Source organism: Pseudomonas sp. W22_MBD1_FP4, assembly GCF_052113765.1.
Classification (GTDB): Bacteria; Pseudomonadota; Gammaproteobacteria; order Pseudomonadales; family Pseudomonadaceae; genus Aquipseudomonas; species Aquipseudomonas sivasensis.
This window is the reverse complement of sequence record NZ_JBGQOI010000001.1, coordinates 117,915-132,935: the sequence shown is the minus strand read 5'-3', so window position 1 is coordinate 132,935 and position 15,021 is coordinate 117,915. Positions and strand designations below refer to the sequence as shown.

Here is a 15,021-nt window from a genome sequence, read left to right as displayed (position 1 = left end):
TTCCAGTGAAAGTAACCGACAGGTTTGAACAGGCAGGCACTGCGCTTAAAAAGTTATTTTATGAGGGGGTGCATCCACTTTGATCGTTGGCTCGTAGATTCAATACCCTCACCCGGAGGGCATAAGAGCCAAGGAGATACATCATGCACGCTTTTTTCAAAAAACTTGCTGCAACAGCCTGCTTCGCGATTCTCTCCGTAACTGCAACGCTCAGCTTTGGTGCCGACCCCGTAATGGTCGGAGGTGCAGCTATGTACCCGACCAAAACCATCGTTGAGAACGCGGTCAACTCGAAGGACCACACGACACTGGTAGCCGCTGTCAAAGCTGCCGGCCTGGTTGATACGCTCAATAGCAAAGGTCCGTTCACCGTGTTCGCCCCCACAAACGAAGCCTTTGCAAAGCTGCCAGCGGGCACCGTCGATACTCTGGTCAAGCCTGAGCACAAAGCCGACTTAACTAAAATTCTGACCTACCACGTCGTGCCGGGCACTCACACATCGGCACAGCTGATGGCCGAAGCCAAAAAGAACGGCGGCACCGTTGTGTTGAAAACAGTTCAAGGTGAGTCGCTGAATATCAAGCTGCATGACGGCAAGCTTTGGGTGGTGGATGCCAAAGGCGGTAAGGCTGGTATCAGCATCGCAGACGTAATGCAGTCCAACGGCGTAATCCATGTTGTGGACTCAGTGTTGATGCCTTAAGAGCTCTTTAAGCCCGGCAGACGCAAAGTTTGCCGGGTATTGGCAACCTGCATAGACACTTCAGTTAATCCGAATTCAAGGTATGGAAATTTCGCCGGGTGGCGCTGGGTGAGAGCCTAGGTAAATCCCGGCATGATGAGGGTGAACCGTGTGCCCGACCTGCATCACGATCATGTCGCCAAGCTGCGGCCGTCTAAGTGAACGAACCTGCCAGCAGTCCCAGGCACCGTGAACAAACGAACGCTTGAGCAGCGGCGTCTGTCCGTTCGGCATGATCGTCCAAAGGTCACCGGCCTGTTGAGGCACCCTGTAGCGTCAGGCACACTGGCGCGGACTCATCGCCCAAAAAGGAATTTACGATGCCGTTTTCACCGGAGGAAAGAGCCGCTTTGCTCGCGCTCAAAGGCGTAGGACCAACCGTCATTACTCGGCTTGAGCAAATGGGTATCGAATCGCTCGCCGAACTCCGCAAATCAAATGTTAGTGACATCCTGGCTCAAGCATCCGCGGCATTAGGCTCGACTTGCTGGAAGAATAGCCCTCAAGCCAGAGCTGCCATCACCGCAGCAGTGGAGCTTGCAAAGCGCTCTACAGAGCAAATCCCGGCCCGGTAGGCACGTTCGATTGACTCCCAGTCGGGTTGCTTTTGGTCATGGAGAATCCCCTACCATCTGATGGGTCTGTGCATGGGCATGGAGCAAGCGTTGGGGCAGACCGGAAGCCTTTGCAGCGTCCACAGCATCGGCAATTGCCTTGTCGAGCAGGCGCAGCAGACAGTCCATGCGCTCGTCTCCGCGGGGCATGATTGAACAAAATGTCTTCTTAGCCAAAAACGAAAAAGCCCAGCAGTCGCGCTGGGCTCAGATATGAAAACTCAGTAAAAATATGAGCCGTGCTACTTAATCCTTGCAACGCGTTTGCGGCGACTCCGTACTTGCGAGCCTTTTTGGCAATGCAAACGGCAGGTTAGGGACAGAGGTAAGCTCGACTACGCCAAACATGCACATAAGCACCGCATTCCCATCCGCGTTTGGTGCGCTGCTGAGTCCAACCAGGGCCTCATAGTCTTTCCCGGGCTCTAGAGTGAATACTTTCGCCTGGCCTGGGCAAACAGCGTAAGTGCTGCCGTAGCTGCCGGCGGACGCACCCAATGTTGCTATCTGAAAGGGTGCATCCGTTTTAACGCGGTACTCAGCCACAATCTCGGTGTATAAGCCTTCGGCCATCCGAACAGATCCGATGTACTGCTGAAGCTTGGGTGAAACCCTTCCCGGCATTCCAAGACTGGCGGGCTTAAGTGGGTACTGGGGGTAGTTAATGCTCGGCTGCCCTTCCTCTGAGAAGCGGCCAGCTTCAGCCATTTTGTGGCGAGTATCCGGGGCGCAGCTGCCCGTCACACTATCGCCAAACACATTAGAATTGGTGATCACACGAACGCGAGCCGTATTATCGGCCTGAGGTGGATCGACATAGGGAACAGAGGGGAACCCCCCACAACCAGCAAGGGCGATAGACGAAGAAAACAGGAGCAACCAGGTATTACGCATGTACTACATCCTTGAACTTACCTAAGCGCCATCGTGTGCGAATCAGACTAAAAACTCTAGACATTAATCCTCAGTAAAAACCTGACAACGCGCTTTATATTTCCTTGCTTGCCCGGTTTGTCCCGCCTCTTGGGCATCTAAAGTATCTGCGCTGCGACGGCAATAACAGTTTGCGTTTTTGAATCAGCTCAGGCATCACTCCCTGCTCAGAGCGGAAGATGTGGCGGGGTCGAAAAAGAAAGGACCTTAGTGACGGCTAAAGCCTCAAAAGTCTGCATGAAATTGATAGACCGAACGATCGGAAGGCTAACTAGTCCAACGCTTACCGGATCAGATAACGCAGCGTCCGCAGTTCGGCCATCACCCTATCTCTCGGTATCACCACCCGACAGACCTCTCTGAATTCCAGTTTCCAGGATTGACCCTTTTGGGTACGGCTTCGGCCAAGAGGCTCTAATGGAAAATTTAATACCCTATAAAATTCATTATCTACACGATGGGAAGCCGGAGCACTTCTATACGAATGCAACGGCGTTCAGCGAAAGCGATGCGATTCGCATGGCCACAAGACACGCTGGTGAGGGCCCTGAATATTGGATACCGATAGGTCTGTCTCGGGACTCAATATTAAAAATTGCCGACAAGCTGGGTATTACGAAGGTCCGTTGGAATAAAGCCGGGTAAAACCACGGGCGCCGCCGCAGTTCTAACTCGCAAAGGTCGCGAATAAAAAACCCGGCGCGGTGGCCGGGCTTAGTTGGATGATCTCCAGCGCAAGGTCGGCTGTTGAATAAGCCCGAACCGCCCTTGGATGAGATTGAAAAAGAGACGAAGACGGCCCACGTCTGTCGCGGGGTCGCCTGGGGGGAAGTGGTGGAGCGCACTAAAACGGGTGCAGACCGCTTGGTTTTGTGGAATGCCCCTGCCATGCCACCCCTTAAAATCGTCGGTGAATACGCAGAGCGTCAGAAAAAGGGAAAGCCACAGGGCCTTGAGACGCCTTTTATTTTCCTGCCGTCATGGACTCCAGAGCCCCCTAACTCGAACGTTACCTGCAAAGGCATTAATAGGGGCCCGGCGCCGAAAGTTCTTAATACCCGTCGTCCTCTGCCATACAACTGTCGTCACACATATGCGACAATGCGCGCCAAATTCCAACACACATCCCCATTTTTTTGCTCAGCGACCGGGTTTCGCGCCTTGATGTCGCTGTTGATGCATGCCTGACGGCGCCTGCTGCCATGCTCGCAACCCATTGATAGGTAAAGTAATTGATCTCCACAGCTAACATCACCATGCGGTATGAAGCGCATTCTGATGATTACTGGTGATCAGCGTTTACTGGGCCAAGTCGTCATGAGTAATCAACGATAAAGTACCGAAATGCACCCGTTGGTCCCAAGATTGGTCCCAACGGGCAAATTTCAGCCCATTCCGAAACTGCATAACCCTTCCCCGGCGGCCTGCCGACTGAACACAAACCACCAAATAGCCCCACTACTCTTGAGACATCTCACATCGCAGCATTCGGTCAAAAGCGGACCTTCGCGATGACTTCTCCAATCCTGAAACCCACGAAAGTCAGTTGCTGACCACAGGTATTGCCTCAATCAGTTGGATCGCCCTACGGCCGTTAAGCTAGCCCAGATGCGCAGCGCTTCACGGCGCGAGCTTACCAACAACCACCGACTGCCAGAGCCTCCTAGGCGGATAGCCAGCGTCCACTTCTCTTCTTGTCGGCTGACCAGCGTATCGCGTACCCCGCCGCCCTACACCACGGCGCGCAGCACTTCTTCGTGAATTCCGTTGTGCATGATTAACCGTGCCTCCTGACTCGGTCGGTAAAGTCGCTCACCTGCGCGGGCGTCAGGCAATTCAACTTACCGAAGGTCACTAGATGCTGGATCATCGCTTCTTGACTGCCGGGTTCCTGAGCGACCATGCGCCGGCAGGTCTTGTCCAAGATCAACCGCGCCATCTGCGGGTTCTCAATCATCGATGCGTCGAAGGCCAGCGCGATGGCAGTGGCCAACTCGCCCAGGTCCGGGTCTTTCCGTTGCAGCGCCCTTAGCGCATTCATCTGCCGGGCGGTAATGGGTAGCGACACGTCTCTCGTCCTTAGCGGTCATGCTCAGCCATGATCAGCGATAATGGTAGACCAGACTCCCGGGATGTGGTTTCCGCCAATCGCAAAAAAGCCCGCCGGAGCGGGCCTTGTTTTGGTGGGCCATTGATCATAAGCGGCGTTATTTGCATTCAACGTTCAAACTTTCTGTCGCCAAATGGCTTAATCGATCCAAAGCGGACATCGAAGCATGCTATGCCCTGGCAGATCTTCGCTTAAAAAATGCCCTATTTTATATATATTTAACGCAATACATCCTTATGAATGCACTTTCGAATTTAATGCATTCACTTGGAGCCATAAACAAAGTCAATTTAAATTATAAATAGGAGTCATGCACTTGAATTACAAAGCAAAAATTTAAAACCACACCCAGCGGGGTTAAATGAACATTAAAGTAATAGGAATCTTTCCAGATACAGATAATATCCCAAGTCTGCTTGGTCTGCCAATTGAGAGTTCGTCGGAAATACTATGGACGCATTACGTAGCATCAAGCTTTCCACGCGATTAATCTCTGCATTTGTAGTATGCGCAATTATCACCATGGGAGTAGGTGGCTTAGGGGCCTCGGGTATAAAATCACTCAAATCAACAATAAACGAAATCGTTAGCAATAACCTTGTTTCGGTTTATAACACATCAAATGCGCGCGCACTTGCTTATTCGTATTCCAGGGCTCTACATGCTGCCCTGCTATATAAATACTCTAAAGCAGAGTCGATTAAATTTGACTCCGCAGTGCAATCCATGTCCGACAATCAAAAGGAGATTGAACGGCTTTTCAAGGACTACCGCCAGACACCTCTCGCCGATGACGAGCGTGTGGCAGGTGATAAGTTCGAAAAGTACTGGCCAGCCTATGTGCAGGGGGCGAATAAAGTGATCGCACTGGCGACGGCGGGCGACCTTGATGGGGCTACGCAGCTTTTACAGCAACAAGTTTCGCCCGCCTTCAAGGCTAGTTCTGATGAGTTGCAAGTCATGGTCGCATCCAACTATCGCCAAAGCGGTGAGGCTTCTGAAGGGGCAGCAGCCGTTACTACGAGCGCATACTGGACGTTGGGAATAGGGGTCATGATAGCTTTCCTAGCTGCCATCACTTTGGGGATGATCATCACACGCTCGATCACGAGGCCGCTCTCCATTGCTGTACGCAGCGCCGAAGAAGTGGCGGAGGGTGACCTTTCTAAACATATCGAAATAAGTGGGCAAGATGAGGTCGGTTTACTGCTGAACGCGCTGAACAAAATGCAGAACAACCTCCGAACTACGGTAAAAGAGATTGGCAGCGCTGCTGACCAACTGGCCTCTGCATCTGAAGAGCTAAACGCCGTCACGGAAGAAAGCTCACTAGGCCTAACGCGTCAGAATGATGAGATTCAACAGGCGGCAACGGCGGTGAACGAAATGACTGCGGCTGTGGATGAAGTTGCCCGAAATGCGGCAGGTGCCGCTGACGCCTCTGAGCAAACCAGTCTGAGTGCTGTGCAAGGGCGTGATCAAGTGCGCAGGGCGGTTAATTCTGTAGGATTGATGGCGGATGAGATTTCAAACTCAACTGGCAAAGTTGAGATACTTGCAACCCGCGTCAGAGAGATCACGAAAGTACTTGAGGTGATTAGGGCCATTGCGGAGCAGACCAACCTCCTGGCCCTGAACGCAGCGATCGAGGCAGCCAGGGCAGGTGAGCAGGGTCGTGGGTTCGCTGTTGTGGCGGATGAGGTGCGCGCGCTTGCCCATCGGACCCAGGCGTCGACAGCTGACATCGAGTCGATGATGCAGCAGGTTCGGTCGGGAGCCGATGAAGCCGTCCTCGCGATGAATAAAAGTAGAGAGCTTGCAGCAGATACGCGGGCGCAGTCCATTGAGGCTGGCCAGGCTCTTGACCGCATCACCGAGGGTGTTTCAATCATCAATGAAAAGAACCTCGTGATCGCCAGTGCTGCTGAAGAGCAGGCTCAGGTTGCACGTGAGGTTGATCGTAATCTAGTCAACATTCAGGATCTTTCCACGCAAACAGCGGCCGGAGCACATCAAACAAATGCTTCGAGTACCGAACTGTCGCGACTGGCGGCGTCGTTTGGCGCGCTGATCGCCCGATTTAAAGTTTGAGCGATACGGTTGCTGCCCGTCCGTGATATCAGCGGCGATCCGCGAATTTCGAAGGCTAAGCACCTGAGACTTATTGGTGTATACACAAAAGGCTCCCACACCAGATACCGGTGTAGGAGCTTTTTTTTACATAAGTTGCGTTATGTCGATCTAGGCAATACCTAAATTTTTACTCGCTCAAAATTTCACAGAGGCGCTTCTCAAGCGCCCCTCTGAACAAGATTCGTAGATTGTCTGCATCAAGATTGGAAATAGTCTCTTCTAGTCGAAGCTTAAAAATCAGGTCATGCGTGCGAATTTCACGCCTCCGTGCTTCAAGTGAGGTGGGTGCGTGCGCAATCCCGGCGAGTAAATGAACCGACGCACTCATTACGCGATGACGATCGTTTCTAGCGCCAAACATGACTTCCTACCCAAGCTCTCAAACGATTGAAGGCGGGCTAAAGAATTTGGCCCCTCCCCTAGGGAGTCATGGGTATAACGGTAGGTTCATAAAAAAACAATCGGGCTCTAGATCGCGATCCTAAAACCGCACAAAAATGTGGCGCAAGTCGCATAGTGGTCACATGGGCCATTTTTTTGGAAGCCAAAAACCACAAAACCCGACTTTCTCTAGAAATATCATGGTTGACGTTTTCAGAATGTGGCGGTGAAGGAAAGATTCGAACCTGCAACAAGTCAATCAGCTAAACAATTCACGCGGTGTCCGCGCAATGACTGCTTCCAGCCAAATGCGGTCAATCGACAGACCAGAACAACTCCAGCCTTGAATAGTCATTTCGTGATCTGCTTGCCATCTCGAATGTAGCAGTCATGTCGTAGTCACCGGCCTCCACAACAAGCTCAACCAAGTCGTGCTGTAGGTCTTCCTTCAAATAATCGATCAAATTACAGGCGGCTAGGACAGAGCAGTCTGTCGGTGCGTCCTTAGTGTAACCTCCAAGAGCACGCTGAAAAAAACTAGCCAAGTCGTTCGCTGCCTGTTCAGTTATTTCGGAATACTTATTCAGACCAACGTTATACAAAGCATTCCGCATGTCTCCCTTCAGGCAGCAATGCGCTCGCTTGTAGGCATATTGGTAGCTGAACAACAAACCTCCTTCAGGATAAACGAGGTGAGATAAGTCCGCCGACTCCTCAAGGAAGGCTACCGTCCGATGTTAGAGCATTTTTTCTACCTTGAAACTTTGACTGTCCGGATTGCTGAGTGCACATAAGCACGGCTTGAGGAGCAGGATACACTGCCGGCCAGAATGGACGGTGGCGAGAGGCAGCAAATGGCCGACAGCAGTCGCTTGCCGATGTCCGCTTTTGGCCGATTGCTGCCTTCACGAGCGGCAGCTATGGGTCGATATCTGCCGGTGGCGACTGGCAGTCATCGGCCAATAGCTGCCTGTCGGGACCGGCTGAAATCGACCCGAAGCGGCTGTTGATGAATTCTGTCGTCCAAAAACGGACACCAAGAATGTCTACGAAAACCAGGGCGATTCAAATTGCCTTGAGCGGCTGAGAGCTACTCGGAACCTAAGAGCTTTCTAACCTCGGCGATGATCAAATCGATATCGAATGGCTTTGCCAATACTGCATCAAACAGATCCGATCTCTGCATACCGATGTGTGCCTGAGCACCGCTCATCAAGATGATAGGCAAGTCTTTAGCGGAAGGAAGTGCTCGCACAGTTGTAGCGAACTCTAGGCCGTCCATGACTGGCATCATAAAATCTGTAATGATCAATGCAGGCCGTTCTCTTTCGAGCACGTCCAGCCCTTTTCGGCCGTTGCTGGCGGTTACCACCATGAACCCCTCATCCTCCAGCGCGAAACTGAGAATGTCAGCGATCAAATACTCGTCGTCGACGACCAGGATGGTGGTCATTTCAGTTCAACCCACGCAAAAGCTTAAGAAATCGAACCTGGAGGTGTCTCAGTGGGGACTGACGGTTCATGTCTTGAAGCCTTTGTCAGGAAAACATCTTTATCATGGATGACTACCTCAAAGCGCGAGGGATCATAAGAGCTGTCTCGTACTTTAAGAATGGAAAGCGTCCTGCTTAGTTCAGAGTGATTCTCAGAGAAACGCATAAGCATCAGGTTGTCGACGATGCTGGACAGGTCAGAGTTTGGCGCGCTTACCTCGGAGCCAAATAGATCACGCATCTCCCAGGATGCAAACACGGTTACGCCCCTCGATCGCAGCTCATTCATGAGCGCACTGAAGAAGTCAGTAATTCGTGCCGGATTTGTGGAGACTCGCGTCATACCGCTAAGGCTATCTATGAACAGGCGCTTGATACTCTTTTCTTCAACGATACTCAGCAGTCGTGCGCCCAGCCCATCCAGCAGGCCTTCAGTGGTGGGCTGCCAGGCAATGCTCAAGGCGCCGCTATCCTCCATACCCTTGATATCGATACCCAGTGATTGGCCTTTGAGTCGCAACCGTTGTGGGCTTTCGTAAAAGCCAAAATGCAGCCCTGGAGCATCGACGGTCGACTCTGCAAGGAATTTGAGACCCAGAGTCGTTTTACCAATGCCGGAGGGGCCCATGACCAGAGACACACTGGAACTGTAAAGGCCTCCACCCAATATGCCGTCCAGCGAACCAATGCCACTAGGAATACGCGTCATGTCTGCGCTGTCAGGGGCGGACGGGTGGCTGTAAAGACTTTCGAGTCGAGGGTAAACCACCAATCCTTCGTCGGTAATCTCACACTCATGAAGGCCTGTCATTGCTCCACTGCCGCGAGTTTTACGCAGTTGAATACGACGTACCGAGCGAGTGCCAAATAGCTCTTCGCCCATTTCAATTACGCCATCAACCATGGTGTGCTCAGGGCTGCCGTCGTCGAGACGGGAGCTGGTGAGAAATAGCACAGTGCAACCCGCGAAAGCAGCGTGCCCTTGCAACTCAGAAATGAATTTCTTGGTGTCGATGTGCGAGTCGGCTTTTGAGCGAGCATTGAGCAGGCCATCTACCACCATCACTGTGGCTTTTTGGCGACTTATCTCGCGCCGAAGCAGTTTCACAACCTCGTCCAGTCCTTCGTTTTCTAGGGTGTCAAACGCGCTGACAAACTGAATTTCGGCGCCCACTTTGGAAGAGTCGAAAAAGCTCAGAGTAGAAAGAAACTGAAAAAGACGGTCGTGTGACTCGGCCAGCAGTGTGGCGACCAGAACCCGGCCTCCATTATTCGCATGATGGAAGCCAAGTTGATTGGCTAGGATCGTTTTGCCAGACCCTGGCCGCCCTTGGATTATGTATGAAGCGCCCTTGACCAGCCCTCCCTTGAGCAGAGCGTCTAGCCCTTCGATTCCACTTTGGAGGCGTTTTAGCTTTTCCACGATGCGACCCTGATCTGAAAAACAGGCTGTTTAAGCCGAGTGAGGCGGAATGCTAACGCCATTTTCGCTCTGGGGCCATTCTCGCCTAAAGCATGGTGGTCTAAGAAAGTGACATGCCCAATTTTTGCCGCCTTTACCTCGGACTTCGTTACTCTAAAGTCAAGGCGGAATCAACGTTGCTAGCCAGATGCCCCTCTAATCTTGCAGTAATTCAATTGCAGTAACCAACCCCGAGCGCTTGCATTCAAAATGCAGGGGGAACCTGAATCGCCCAGGTTTTTTTAAATAGTGTGCGACCGATTCTGGCCGAGAGCGAACAATCATAACTTTGGAGCTGGTTACTAAACACCTGCTGCTACGCTGTTGACTCCAACAGAGGAACGCCGATGCCAAACTCAGATCTACTCCCCTCCCTGCTCTCGAAGCTATACGAAAACCAATTAGCCCTTGAAGCCTCCATCATGGAGCTATCGAACTGGGTTGAGCAGCGTGGCTCCGCCGAGGTCGCAGAAAATATCCGAGGAGCGCTGCACACCATCGACGACAACGAAGAGTTCATCAAATTGACGCTCGCAGTTCTCATGGCACCGGAGTGATCGCTACTTGCAGGCCACTGACCAGAGCTGGTCCAGCTTGGTGGTGTAGCTCTGGCTCATCATCTCGCGCCGCATGCCCCAATCGGGGTTCGTAGGCACGCTGGCAGACCGTAGCGTTCCCCTTCCCCACCTGCCATTGATCTGGTCCAGTACGGTCATCACTCTGGTCGCCTCGGTGGGCTGAGACACCGCGAATAGATCATCCGTGTATTCACCTTGCTGGCACAGATTGAGCAACATCACCTCGGCCTTGCTGTAGTTGAAGCCTGGACGGTAGATATGGTCGAGCGCATCAACCGCCGCCTTGGTGAGTAATCGCACATCGTCGGTTGGATAAGGCATGTCCACCACAACCCCGTTCGCGTACTTCGCCTCGTCCGGATTGAACATGCCGGTGCGGATGCAGACCCGGACTTTCTTGCAGAGCGAGCTCTGTGCCCGGAGCTTTTCCGAGGCTCGCATCATGTAGGTGGCCACCGCCTCTTTGATCGGCGCAAGCTCGGTAAGGCGCTTTCCAAACATGCGGCTGCAGCAAATTTCCTGCTTGGGTGGGTCGGGCTCATCCAATTCGAGGCAAGAGGTGCCTGCCAGTTCCCGCGCGGTCTTCTCGATCACCACGCTGAATTTCTTGCGGAGCGTCCAGGGGTCGGACCTGGCCAAGTCCATCGCGGACTTGATGCCTAGAGCGTCCAGATGGAGCTTCATTTTTCGGCCAACACCCCAGACCTCGGCTACATCGGTATTGCGCAGCACCCAGTCCCGCTTAATCGGATCGGTAATGTTCACCACACCGCCCGTCTGCGCTTGTAGCCGCTTGGCGGTGTGGTTTGCAAGCTTTGCGAGCGTCTTGGTGTTCGCGATTCCCACGCCGACGGGGATACCGGTGCACCGCAGCACCTGGGCGCGGATCTGCCGGCCGAGAGCGTCGAGCCCGCCAATTCCTGTGAGGTCGGCGAATGCTTCGTCGATGCTGTAGATCTCGACGGCGGGCACCATCGATTCAATAAGCGTCATCACGCGCTCGCTCATATCGCCGTAGAGCGCATAGTTCGAGGAAAACGGGATGATTCCGTGTTGCCTGAGCTTGTGCTTGATCTGGAAATACGGCTCGCCCATCTTGATGAAGGGCTTGGCGTCGTAGCTTCGAGCAATAACGCAGCCGTCGTTATTGCTCAGCACGACAATCGGCGTTTTGGCGAGATCTGGACGGAACACACGCTCGCAACTGGCATAGAAACTGTTGCAGTCGATCAGGGCGAAGACTGGCGAGTTAGACATGGCTGCGGACTGTGCTCGTGATCACACCCCAGATCGATAGCTCGTCGCCTTCCAACACATAGCGCGCCGGGTACTTAGGGTTTTCGGACAGTAAGATCACTTCCTTTCCGCGCTTGCAGAGGCGCTTGCACATGGGGTCGTTGTTTAGGAGCGCCACTACTATGTGGCCGTGCGCAGGCTCAATTGAGCGATCCACCACCGCCAGATCACCCTCGAATATCCCAGCGCCCTGCATGCTCTCACCTGTGATCATCACCAGGTAAACATGGGGCGCCCTGATGTTAAGCACTTCATCCAGAGAAATATGCTGCTCAATGTGATCGGCCGCAGGCGATGGAAAACCAGCCGGTACATGAAACGAGCAAAGAGGCAGTTTTGCGCCTCCTTCAGCTATTGGACCCAGGATGTTGAAGCTCATGGCGGTGCCTTATGCGGATACTGTACGAATATACAGTTAACTTTGTAAGCGGCTTGCGGTCAATTTCTCTATGGGGGATTTCGACAGGCGGAGGCGTATCTATGTGCGGTCGATTCGTGCAGTACGAGGGAATGGCGATCTACATAGAGGAATTGAGCCCTCAGATCGAATTGTTCAGTGGCTACGATGCACAGCCGATCAATCGGTTTAACGTGGCGTCCACGACGCGTGTGCATCTGCTGCACAGCAAAGAGGATGGGTTGCACATTGACGCTGTGCAATGGGGGTGGGCGCCGTTCTGGGCGAAAGGAAAGCGCCCTGATCCGATAAATGCTCGGGTCGAAACCGTGACCACTGGCAAGTTCTTCAAACAGCTTTGGCCAACTGGCCGCGCGATTGTACCCAGCGAAGGCTGGTATGAATGGGTTAAAGACCCGGACGACCCGAAAAAGAAACAGCCCTACTTCATCCGACTGAAAAGCAGAAAGCCGATGTTCTTTGGAGCCTTGGCCCAAGTAAACCCTGGCCTTGAACCGCATGAGGGCGACGGCTTCGTCATCATCACTGCTGCCAGTGACCAAGGCATGGTGGACATACATGACCGTCGGCCACTGGTACTTGCCCCGAAACACGCCAATGAATGGCTTGATCCAGATCTTTCACCGGCACGCGCAGAGGAAATCGCGAAAGAGTTCTGTCAGCCGACCGAAGAGTTTGAGTGGTTTCAGGTTGGGAGGGCTGTTGGCAATGTCAGGAACCAGGGATCGGAGCTTATCGAGCCGTATCCATCAACTGAAAAACCACATGACGAACACGACGGCTGAGACCCAGCCGAGGGTGAGCAGGAATGAAATGCCTGCAAGCCGCTTATCCATTGTGCCCTGTCCATATCCAATGATATCGGAGAGTTCTGCTGTGCGTTCTGCCTGTAATCGCTCGCAGATAGCATGGCACGTCCCGGACGTGGCGCTACCAAAACGGGCCAAATTCAGCGGACACAGTGCACACGAATTTACTTAGCGCGCAATTATTTAGCGCCTCTATCACTCCAATGCATTCTTTTGCGTTCCTCGTTTCTGCCTTAAGCCTGCAAGCTGTAAATGGAATTCACTGTGCCGCATGAAAAGGCTGCCTTTGTTCGTGATCAGCAAAATGACGTGGAAATGCCACGCCACCAAATCCGGCCTTCGGAGGCCTATATGAAATTGAGATCCTTAAGTATCGCGCGAAGAGCCTTCGTCTGTTTTGGCCTAATCACATTCCTGCTAATCAGCTTGGCAGGCTTCTCTTATCTTCAAATTGATCGGCTGCGTGCTACAGAGCAGGACATTGAGCAAAACTCCCTCCCAAGTATCCAAGTCATTGACGACATCCAGATCGCCCTCCTTCACGCCCGCCTTGAAAGTATCCGCATGCTCTCAAGTACCACGAGAGATGTGCATGATTTCTCACTGTCAAAGGTCGAAGAATCTATGCAGACACTTCAGGTAAAAACTGATTTTTATCGTGCACACTTAATGTCTGGTGAGCAGGACGAAATCCAGTTCGCGAAGGCTAACCAGGCTATGCATGCGTACATCGAAGGTCTCAAAAAAGTAATCGCTTTAGATTCATCCGAACATGATCAGGCTGTCATTTTTGCCAACACAGAGCAGGCAAATAGAGCCAACACCTATCAAGAGCAGTTGACGCTTCTGCGAGACCAAAATACACGCCAAGCCGAGGTATCTGGGGTCGACGCGACCGACGTATATAACCATAGCGTCAAAGTTTTGATAGCGGTGCTAATCGTGGCATTTATCTTAACTATAGCGCTGGCGATTTTGTTCACTAATAGCATCACTATTCCAATCAGCTCATCACTAAAATTGGCGGAGAATATCGCTGCTGGCGACCTTACTCATGATCTTGAAGTAACAGGTTCAGATGAAGCTTCGCGCTTGATGCATGCATTGAATCTGATGCAGAAAAATTTGCGACACACAATTCTAGAAATCTCGGGAGCTTCATCCCAACTGAGCACTGCTGCCGTCGAAATGACGTCGATCACTGAAAGCGCTGATCGCACACTTCAGCAGCAGAACAGTGAGATAGAGCAAGCTGCTACCGCAGTAACTGAAATGAGTGCGGCGGTTGAAGAGGTTGCACGAAACGCCAACTCCACGTCTGAAGCAGCGATGCAGTCGAGCATGGCTGCAGATCTCGGCAATCAAAAAGTCACTGAAACCTTGACGGCGATGCGTGGCTTGACGGGTTTGGTTGAAGAGTCATCAGATCAGGTAAGAGAACTTGCAGGCCAAGCGCAAGACATTAGCAAAGTTCTGAGTGTGATTAGGGCGATTGCTGAGCAAACCAACTTGCTAGCTTTGAACGCCGCAATTGAAGCGGCTCGTGCAGGAGAACAGGGTCGCGGTTTCGCAGTAGTCGCAGATGAAGTTCGAGCGCTGGCGCACCGAACGCAAACATCGACGCAAGAAATTGAACAGATGATATCCACGATTCAAGCAGGCTCATCTGCCGCGGTCGAATCAATGAAAAAAAGCACATCCGAGGTTTATAGCACGCGAGATACTGCGGAACAGGCGGGCCAGTCGCTGCGTCAAATCATTGATTCCGTGCTCGAAATTAACGATAGGAATATCCAGATTGCAACCGCTTCTGAGGAACAGGCTCACGTGGCGCGGGATGTCGATCGCAGCCTGATAAGCATCCGCGACCTTGCAGTGCAGAGCAGTGAAGGCACTCGGCAAACGCTTACAGCCAGCAACGAACTTTCTCGTCTGGCCGTCAACCTAAACGATTTAGTTCTTCGATTCAGAACATAGGAAATGGGTCAGCCAACTCTAGCTTTTTTGCCCAATCTCTCATAAGCCAATACGGCACGCCCAGCTAAACACAG

15 protein-coding genes and 3 pseudogenes are annotated in these 15,021 nt (G+C 52.4%); 8 read left to right on the top strand and 10 right to left on the bottom strand.

Annotation, left to right across the window (positions count from 1 at the left end):
* The first annotated feature begins 143 nt into the window (after window positions 1–143).
* On the top strand, window positions 144–704 hold the full coding sequence (locus ACEN2T_RS00765; protein ID WP_099602359.1) for a fasciclin domain-containing protein: 561 nt from the start codon (window positions 144–146) through the stop codon (window positions 702–704).
* A gap of 90 nt (window positions 705–794) precedes the next feature.
* Here the strand turns inward: ACEN2T_RS00765 and ACEN2T_RS00760 are convergent.
* Window positions 795–995, bottom strand: a pseudogene (locus ACEN2T_RS00760) (phage tail protein); the annotation flags it as partial.
* 68 nt (window positions 996–1,063) lie between these two features.
* Here ACEN2T_RS00760 and ACEN2T_RS00755 point away from each other — a divergent pair.
* Window positions 1,064–1,318, top strand: coding sequence for a Pathogenicity locus (locus ACEN2T_RS00755; RefSeq protein ID WP_032891253.1), 255 nt, complete (start codon window positions 1,064–1,066; stop codon window positions 1,316–1,318).
* Between the two features lie 36 nt (window positions 1,319–1,354).
* Here the strand turns inward: ACEN2T_RS00755 and ACEN2T_RS00750 are convergent, their stop codons facing one another.
* Together ACEN2T_RS00750 and ACEN2T_RS00745 are read right to left on the bottom strand one after the other, a co-directional pair.
* Window positions 1,355–1,486 (bottom strand): hypothetical protein, encoded by a 132-nt coding sequence (locus ACEN2T_RS00750; RefSeq protein ID WP_256583473.1) that lies wholly within the window; start codon window positions 1,484–1,486, stop codon window positions 1,355–1,357.
* A 117-nt stretch (window positions 1,487–1,603) separates the two neighbouring features.
* Window positions 1,604–2,251 carry a hypothetical protein gene (locus tag ACEN2T_RS00745; protein ID WP_442116107.1) on the bottom strand — a complete coding sequence of 216 codons (648 nt, stop codon included), beginning with the start codon at window positions 2,249–2,251 and terminating at the stop codon, window positions 1,604–1,606.
* A 456-nt stretch (window positions 2,252–2,707) separates the two neighbouring features.
* Between ACEN2T_RS00745 and ACEN2T_RS00740 the strand changes: the two genes are divergently transcribed.
* Window positions 2,708–2,935 (top strand): DUF6555 family protein, encoded by a 228-nt coding sequence (locus ACEN2T_RS00740; RefSeq protein WP_032891251.1) that lies wholly within the window; start codon window positions 2,708–2,710, stop codon window positions 2,933–2,935.
* Between the two features lie 926 nt (window positions 2,936–3,861).
* Here ACEN2T_RS00740 and ACEN2T_RS00735 read toward each other — a convergent pair.
* Window positions 3,862–4,065, bottom strand: a pseudogene (locus tag ACEN2T_RS00735) (hypothetical protein).
* Between the two features lie 2 nt (window positions 4,066–4,067).
* On the bottom strand, window positions 4,068–4,358 hold the full coding sequence (locus ACEN2T_RS00730) for a hypothetical protein (protein WP_032891250.1): 291 nt from the start codon (window positions 4,356–4,358) through the stop codon (window positions 4,068–4,070).
* Between the two features lie 492 nt (window positions 4,359–4,850).
* Here ACEN2T_RS00730 and ACEN2T_RS00725 point away from each other — a divergent pair.
* Both ACEN2T_RS00725 and ACEN2T_RS00720 read left to right on the top strand, forming a co-directional pair.
* Window positions 4,851–5,636 (top strand): annotated as a pseudogene (locus ACEN2T_RS00725) (MCP four helix bundle domain-containing protein); the annotation flags it as partial.
* Window positions 5,628–6,491, top strand: a complete 864-nt coding sequence (locus tag ACEN2T_RS00720) for a methyl-accepting chemotaxis protein (protein ID WP_442116278.1) — start codon at window positions 5,628–5,630, stop codon at window positions 6,489–6,491. The pseudogene ACEN2T_RS00725 and the gene ACEN2T_RS00720, both read left to right, overlap by 9 nt.
* Window positions 6,492–7,228: 737 nt before the next feature.
* Here the strand turns inward: ACEN2T_RS00720 and ACEN2T_RS00715 are convergent.
* From ACEN2T_RS00715 to ACEN2T_RS00705, 3 genes are all read right to left on the bottom strand, one after another.
* Window positions 7,229–7,582 (bottom strand): hypothetical protein, encoded by a 354-nt coding sequence (locus tag ACEN2T_RS00715; RefSeq protein ID WP_442116106.1) that lies wholly within the window; start codon window positions 7,580–7,582, stop codon window positions 7,229–7,231.
* Between the two features lie 422 nt (window positions 7,583–8,004).
* A complete protein-coding gene (locus tag ACEN2T_RS00710; protein WP_442116105.1) occupies window positions 8,005–8,367 on the bottom strand; it encodes a response regulator in 363 nt (120 codons plus the stop codon).
* A gap of 23 nt (window positions 8,368–8,390) precedes the next feature.
* On the bottom strand, window positions 8,391–9,833 hold the full coding sequence (locus ACEN2T_RS00705) for an ATPase domain-containing protein (RefSeq protein WP_163033261.1): 1,443 nt from the start codon (window positions 9,831–9,833) through the stop codon (window positions 8,391–8,393).
* Window positions 9,834–10,216: 383 nt separating this feature from the next.
* On the opposite strand from ACEN2T_RS00705, the gene ACEN2T_RS00700 reads away from it, so the two are divergent.
* Window positions 10,217–10,426: a hypothetical protein gene (locus tag ACEN2T_RS00700; RefSeq protein ID WP_095184905.1), complete on the top strand. Its 210-nt coding sequence runs from the start codon at window positions 10,217–10,219 to the stop codon at window positions 10,424–10,426.
* Between the two features lie 3 nt (window positions 10,427–10,429).
* Here the strand turns inward: ACEN2T_RS00700 and umuC are convergent, their stop codons facing one another.
* Together umuC and ACEN2T_RS00690 are read right to left on the bottom strand one after the other, a co-directional pair.
* Window positions 10,430–11,704 carry a translesion error-prone DNA polymerase V subunit UmuC gene (gene umuC, locus ACEN2T_RS00695; protein WP_442116104.1) on the bottom strand — a complete coding sequence of 425 codons (1,275 nt, stop codon included), beginning with the start codon at window positions 11,702–11,704 and terminating at the stop codon, window positions 10,430–10,432.
* On the bottom strand, window positions 11,697–12,122 hold the full coding sequence (locus tag ACEN2T_RS00690; RefSeq protein WP_032891241.1) for a LexA family protein: 426 nt from the start codon (window positions 12,120–12,122) through the stop codon (window positions 11,697–11,699). Before ACEN2T_RS00690 ends, umuC begins: the two co-directional genes overlap by 8 nt.
* A 101-nt stretch (window positions 12,123–12,223) precedes the next feature.
* Between ACEN2T_RS00690 and ACEN2T_RS00685 the strand changes: the two genes are divergently transcribed.
* Both ACEN2T_RS00685 and ACEN2T_RS00680 read left to right on the top strand, forming a co-directional pair.
* Window positions 12,224–12,946 carry an SOS response-associated peptidase family protein gene (locus ACEN2T_RS00685; protein ID WP_442116103.1) on the top strand — a complete coding sequence of 241 codons (723 nt, stop codon included), beginning with the start codon at window positions 12,224–12,226 and terminating at the stop codon, window positions 12,944–12,946.
* A 375-nt stretch (window positions 12,947–13,321) separates the two neighbouring features.
* Window positions 13,322–14,947, top strand: coding sequence for a methyl-accepting chemotaxis protein (locus ACEN2T_RS00680; RefSeq protein ID WP_442116277.1), 1,626 nt, complete (start codon window positions 13,322–13,324; stop codon window positions 14,945–14,947).
* Window positions 14,948–15,021: the final 74 nt, after the last annotated feature.

Bases quoted from the DNA above. Each gene is read 5' to 3' on its own strand.
- ACEN2T_RS00745 (WP_442116107.1), bottom strand. From the start codon at position 2,251: ATGCGTAATACCTGGTTGCTCCTGTTTTCTTCGTCTATCGCCCTTGCT.
- ACEN2T_RS00720 (WP_442116278.1), top strand. From the start codon at position 5,628: ATGCAGAACAACCTCCGAACTACGGTAAAAGAGATTGGCAGCGCTGCT.
- ACEN2T_RS00700 (WP_095184905.1), top strand. From the start codon at position 10,217: ATGCCAAACTCAGATCTACTCCCCTCCCTGCTCTCGAAGCTATACGAA.
- ACEN2T_RS00740 (WP_032891251.1), top strand. From the start codon at position 2,708: ATGGAAAATTTAATACCCTATAAAATTCATTATCTACACGATGGGAAG.
- ACEN2T_RS00685 (WP_442116103.1), top strand. From the start codon at position 12,224: ATGTGCGGTCGATTCGTGCAGTACGAGGGAATGGCGATCTACATAGAG.
- ACEN2T_RS00690 (WP_032891241.1), bottom strand. From the start codon at position 12,122: ATGAGCTTCAACATCCTGGGTCCAATAGCTGAAGGAGGCGCAAAACTG.
- ACEN2T_RS00750 (WP_256583473.1), bottom strand. From the start codon at position 1,486: ATGGACTGTCTGCTGCGCCTGCTCGACAAGGCAATTGCCGATGCTGTG.
- ACEN2T_RS00765 (WP_099602359.1), top strand. From the start codon at position 144: ATGCACGCTTTTTTCAAAAAACTTGCTGCAACAGCCTGCTTCGCGATT.
- ACEN2T_RS00710 (WP_442116105.1), bottom strand. From the start codon at position 8,367: ATGACCACCATCCTGGTCGTCGACGACGAGTATTTGATCGCTGACATT.
- ACEN2T_RS00755 (WP_032891253.1), top strand. From the start codon at position 1,064: ATGCCGTTTTCACCGGAGGAAAGAGCCGCTTTGCTCGCGCTCAAAGGC.
- umuC (WP_442116104.1), bottom strand. From the start codon at position 11,704: ATGTCTAACTCGCCAGTCTTCGCCCTGATCGACTGCAACAGTTTCTAT.
- ACEN2T_RS00680 (WP_442116277.1), top strand. From the start codon at position 13,322: ATGAAATTGAGATCCTTAAGTATCGCGCGAAGAGCCTTCGTCTGTTTT.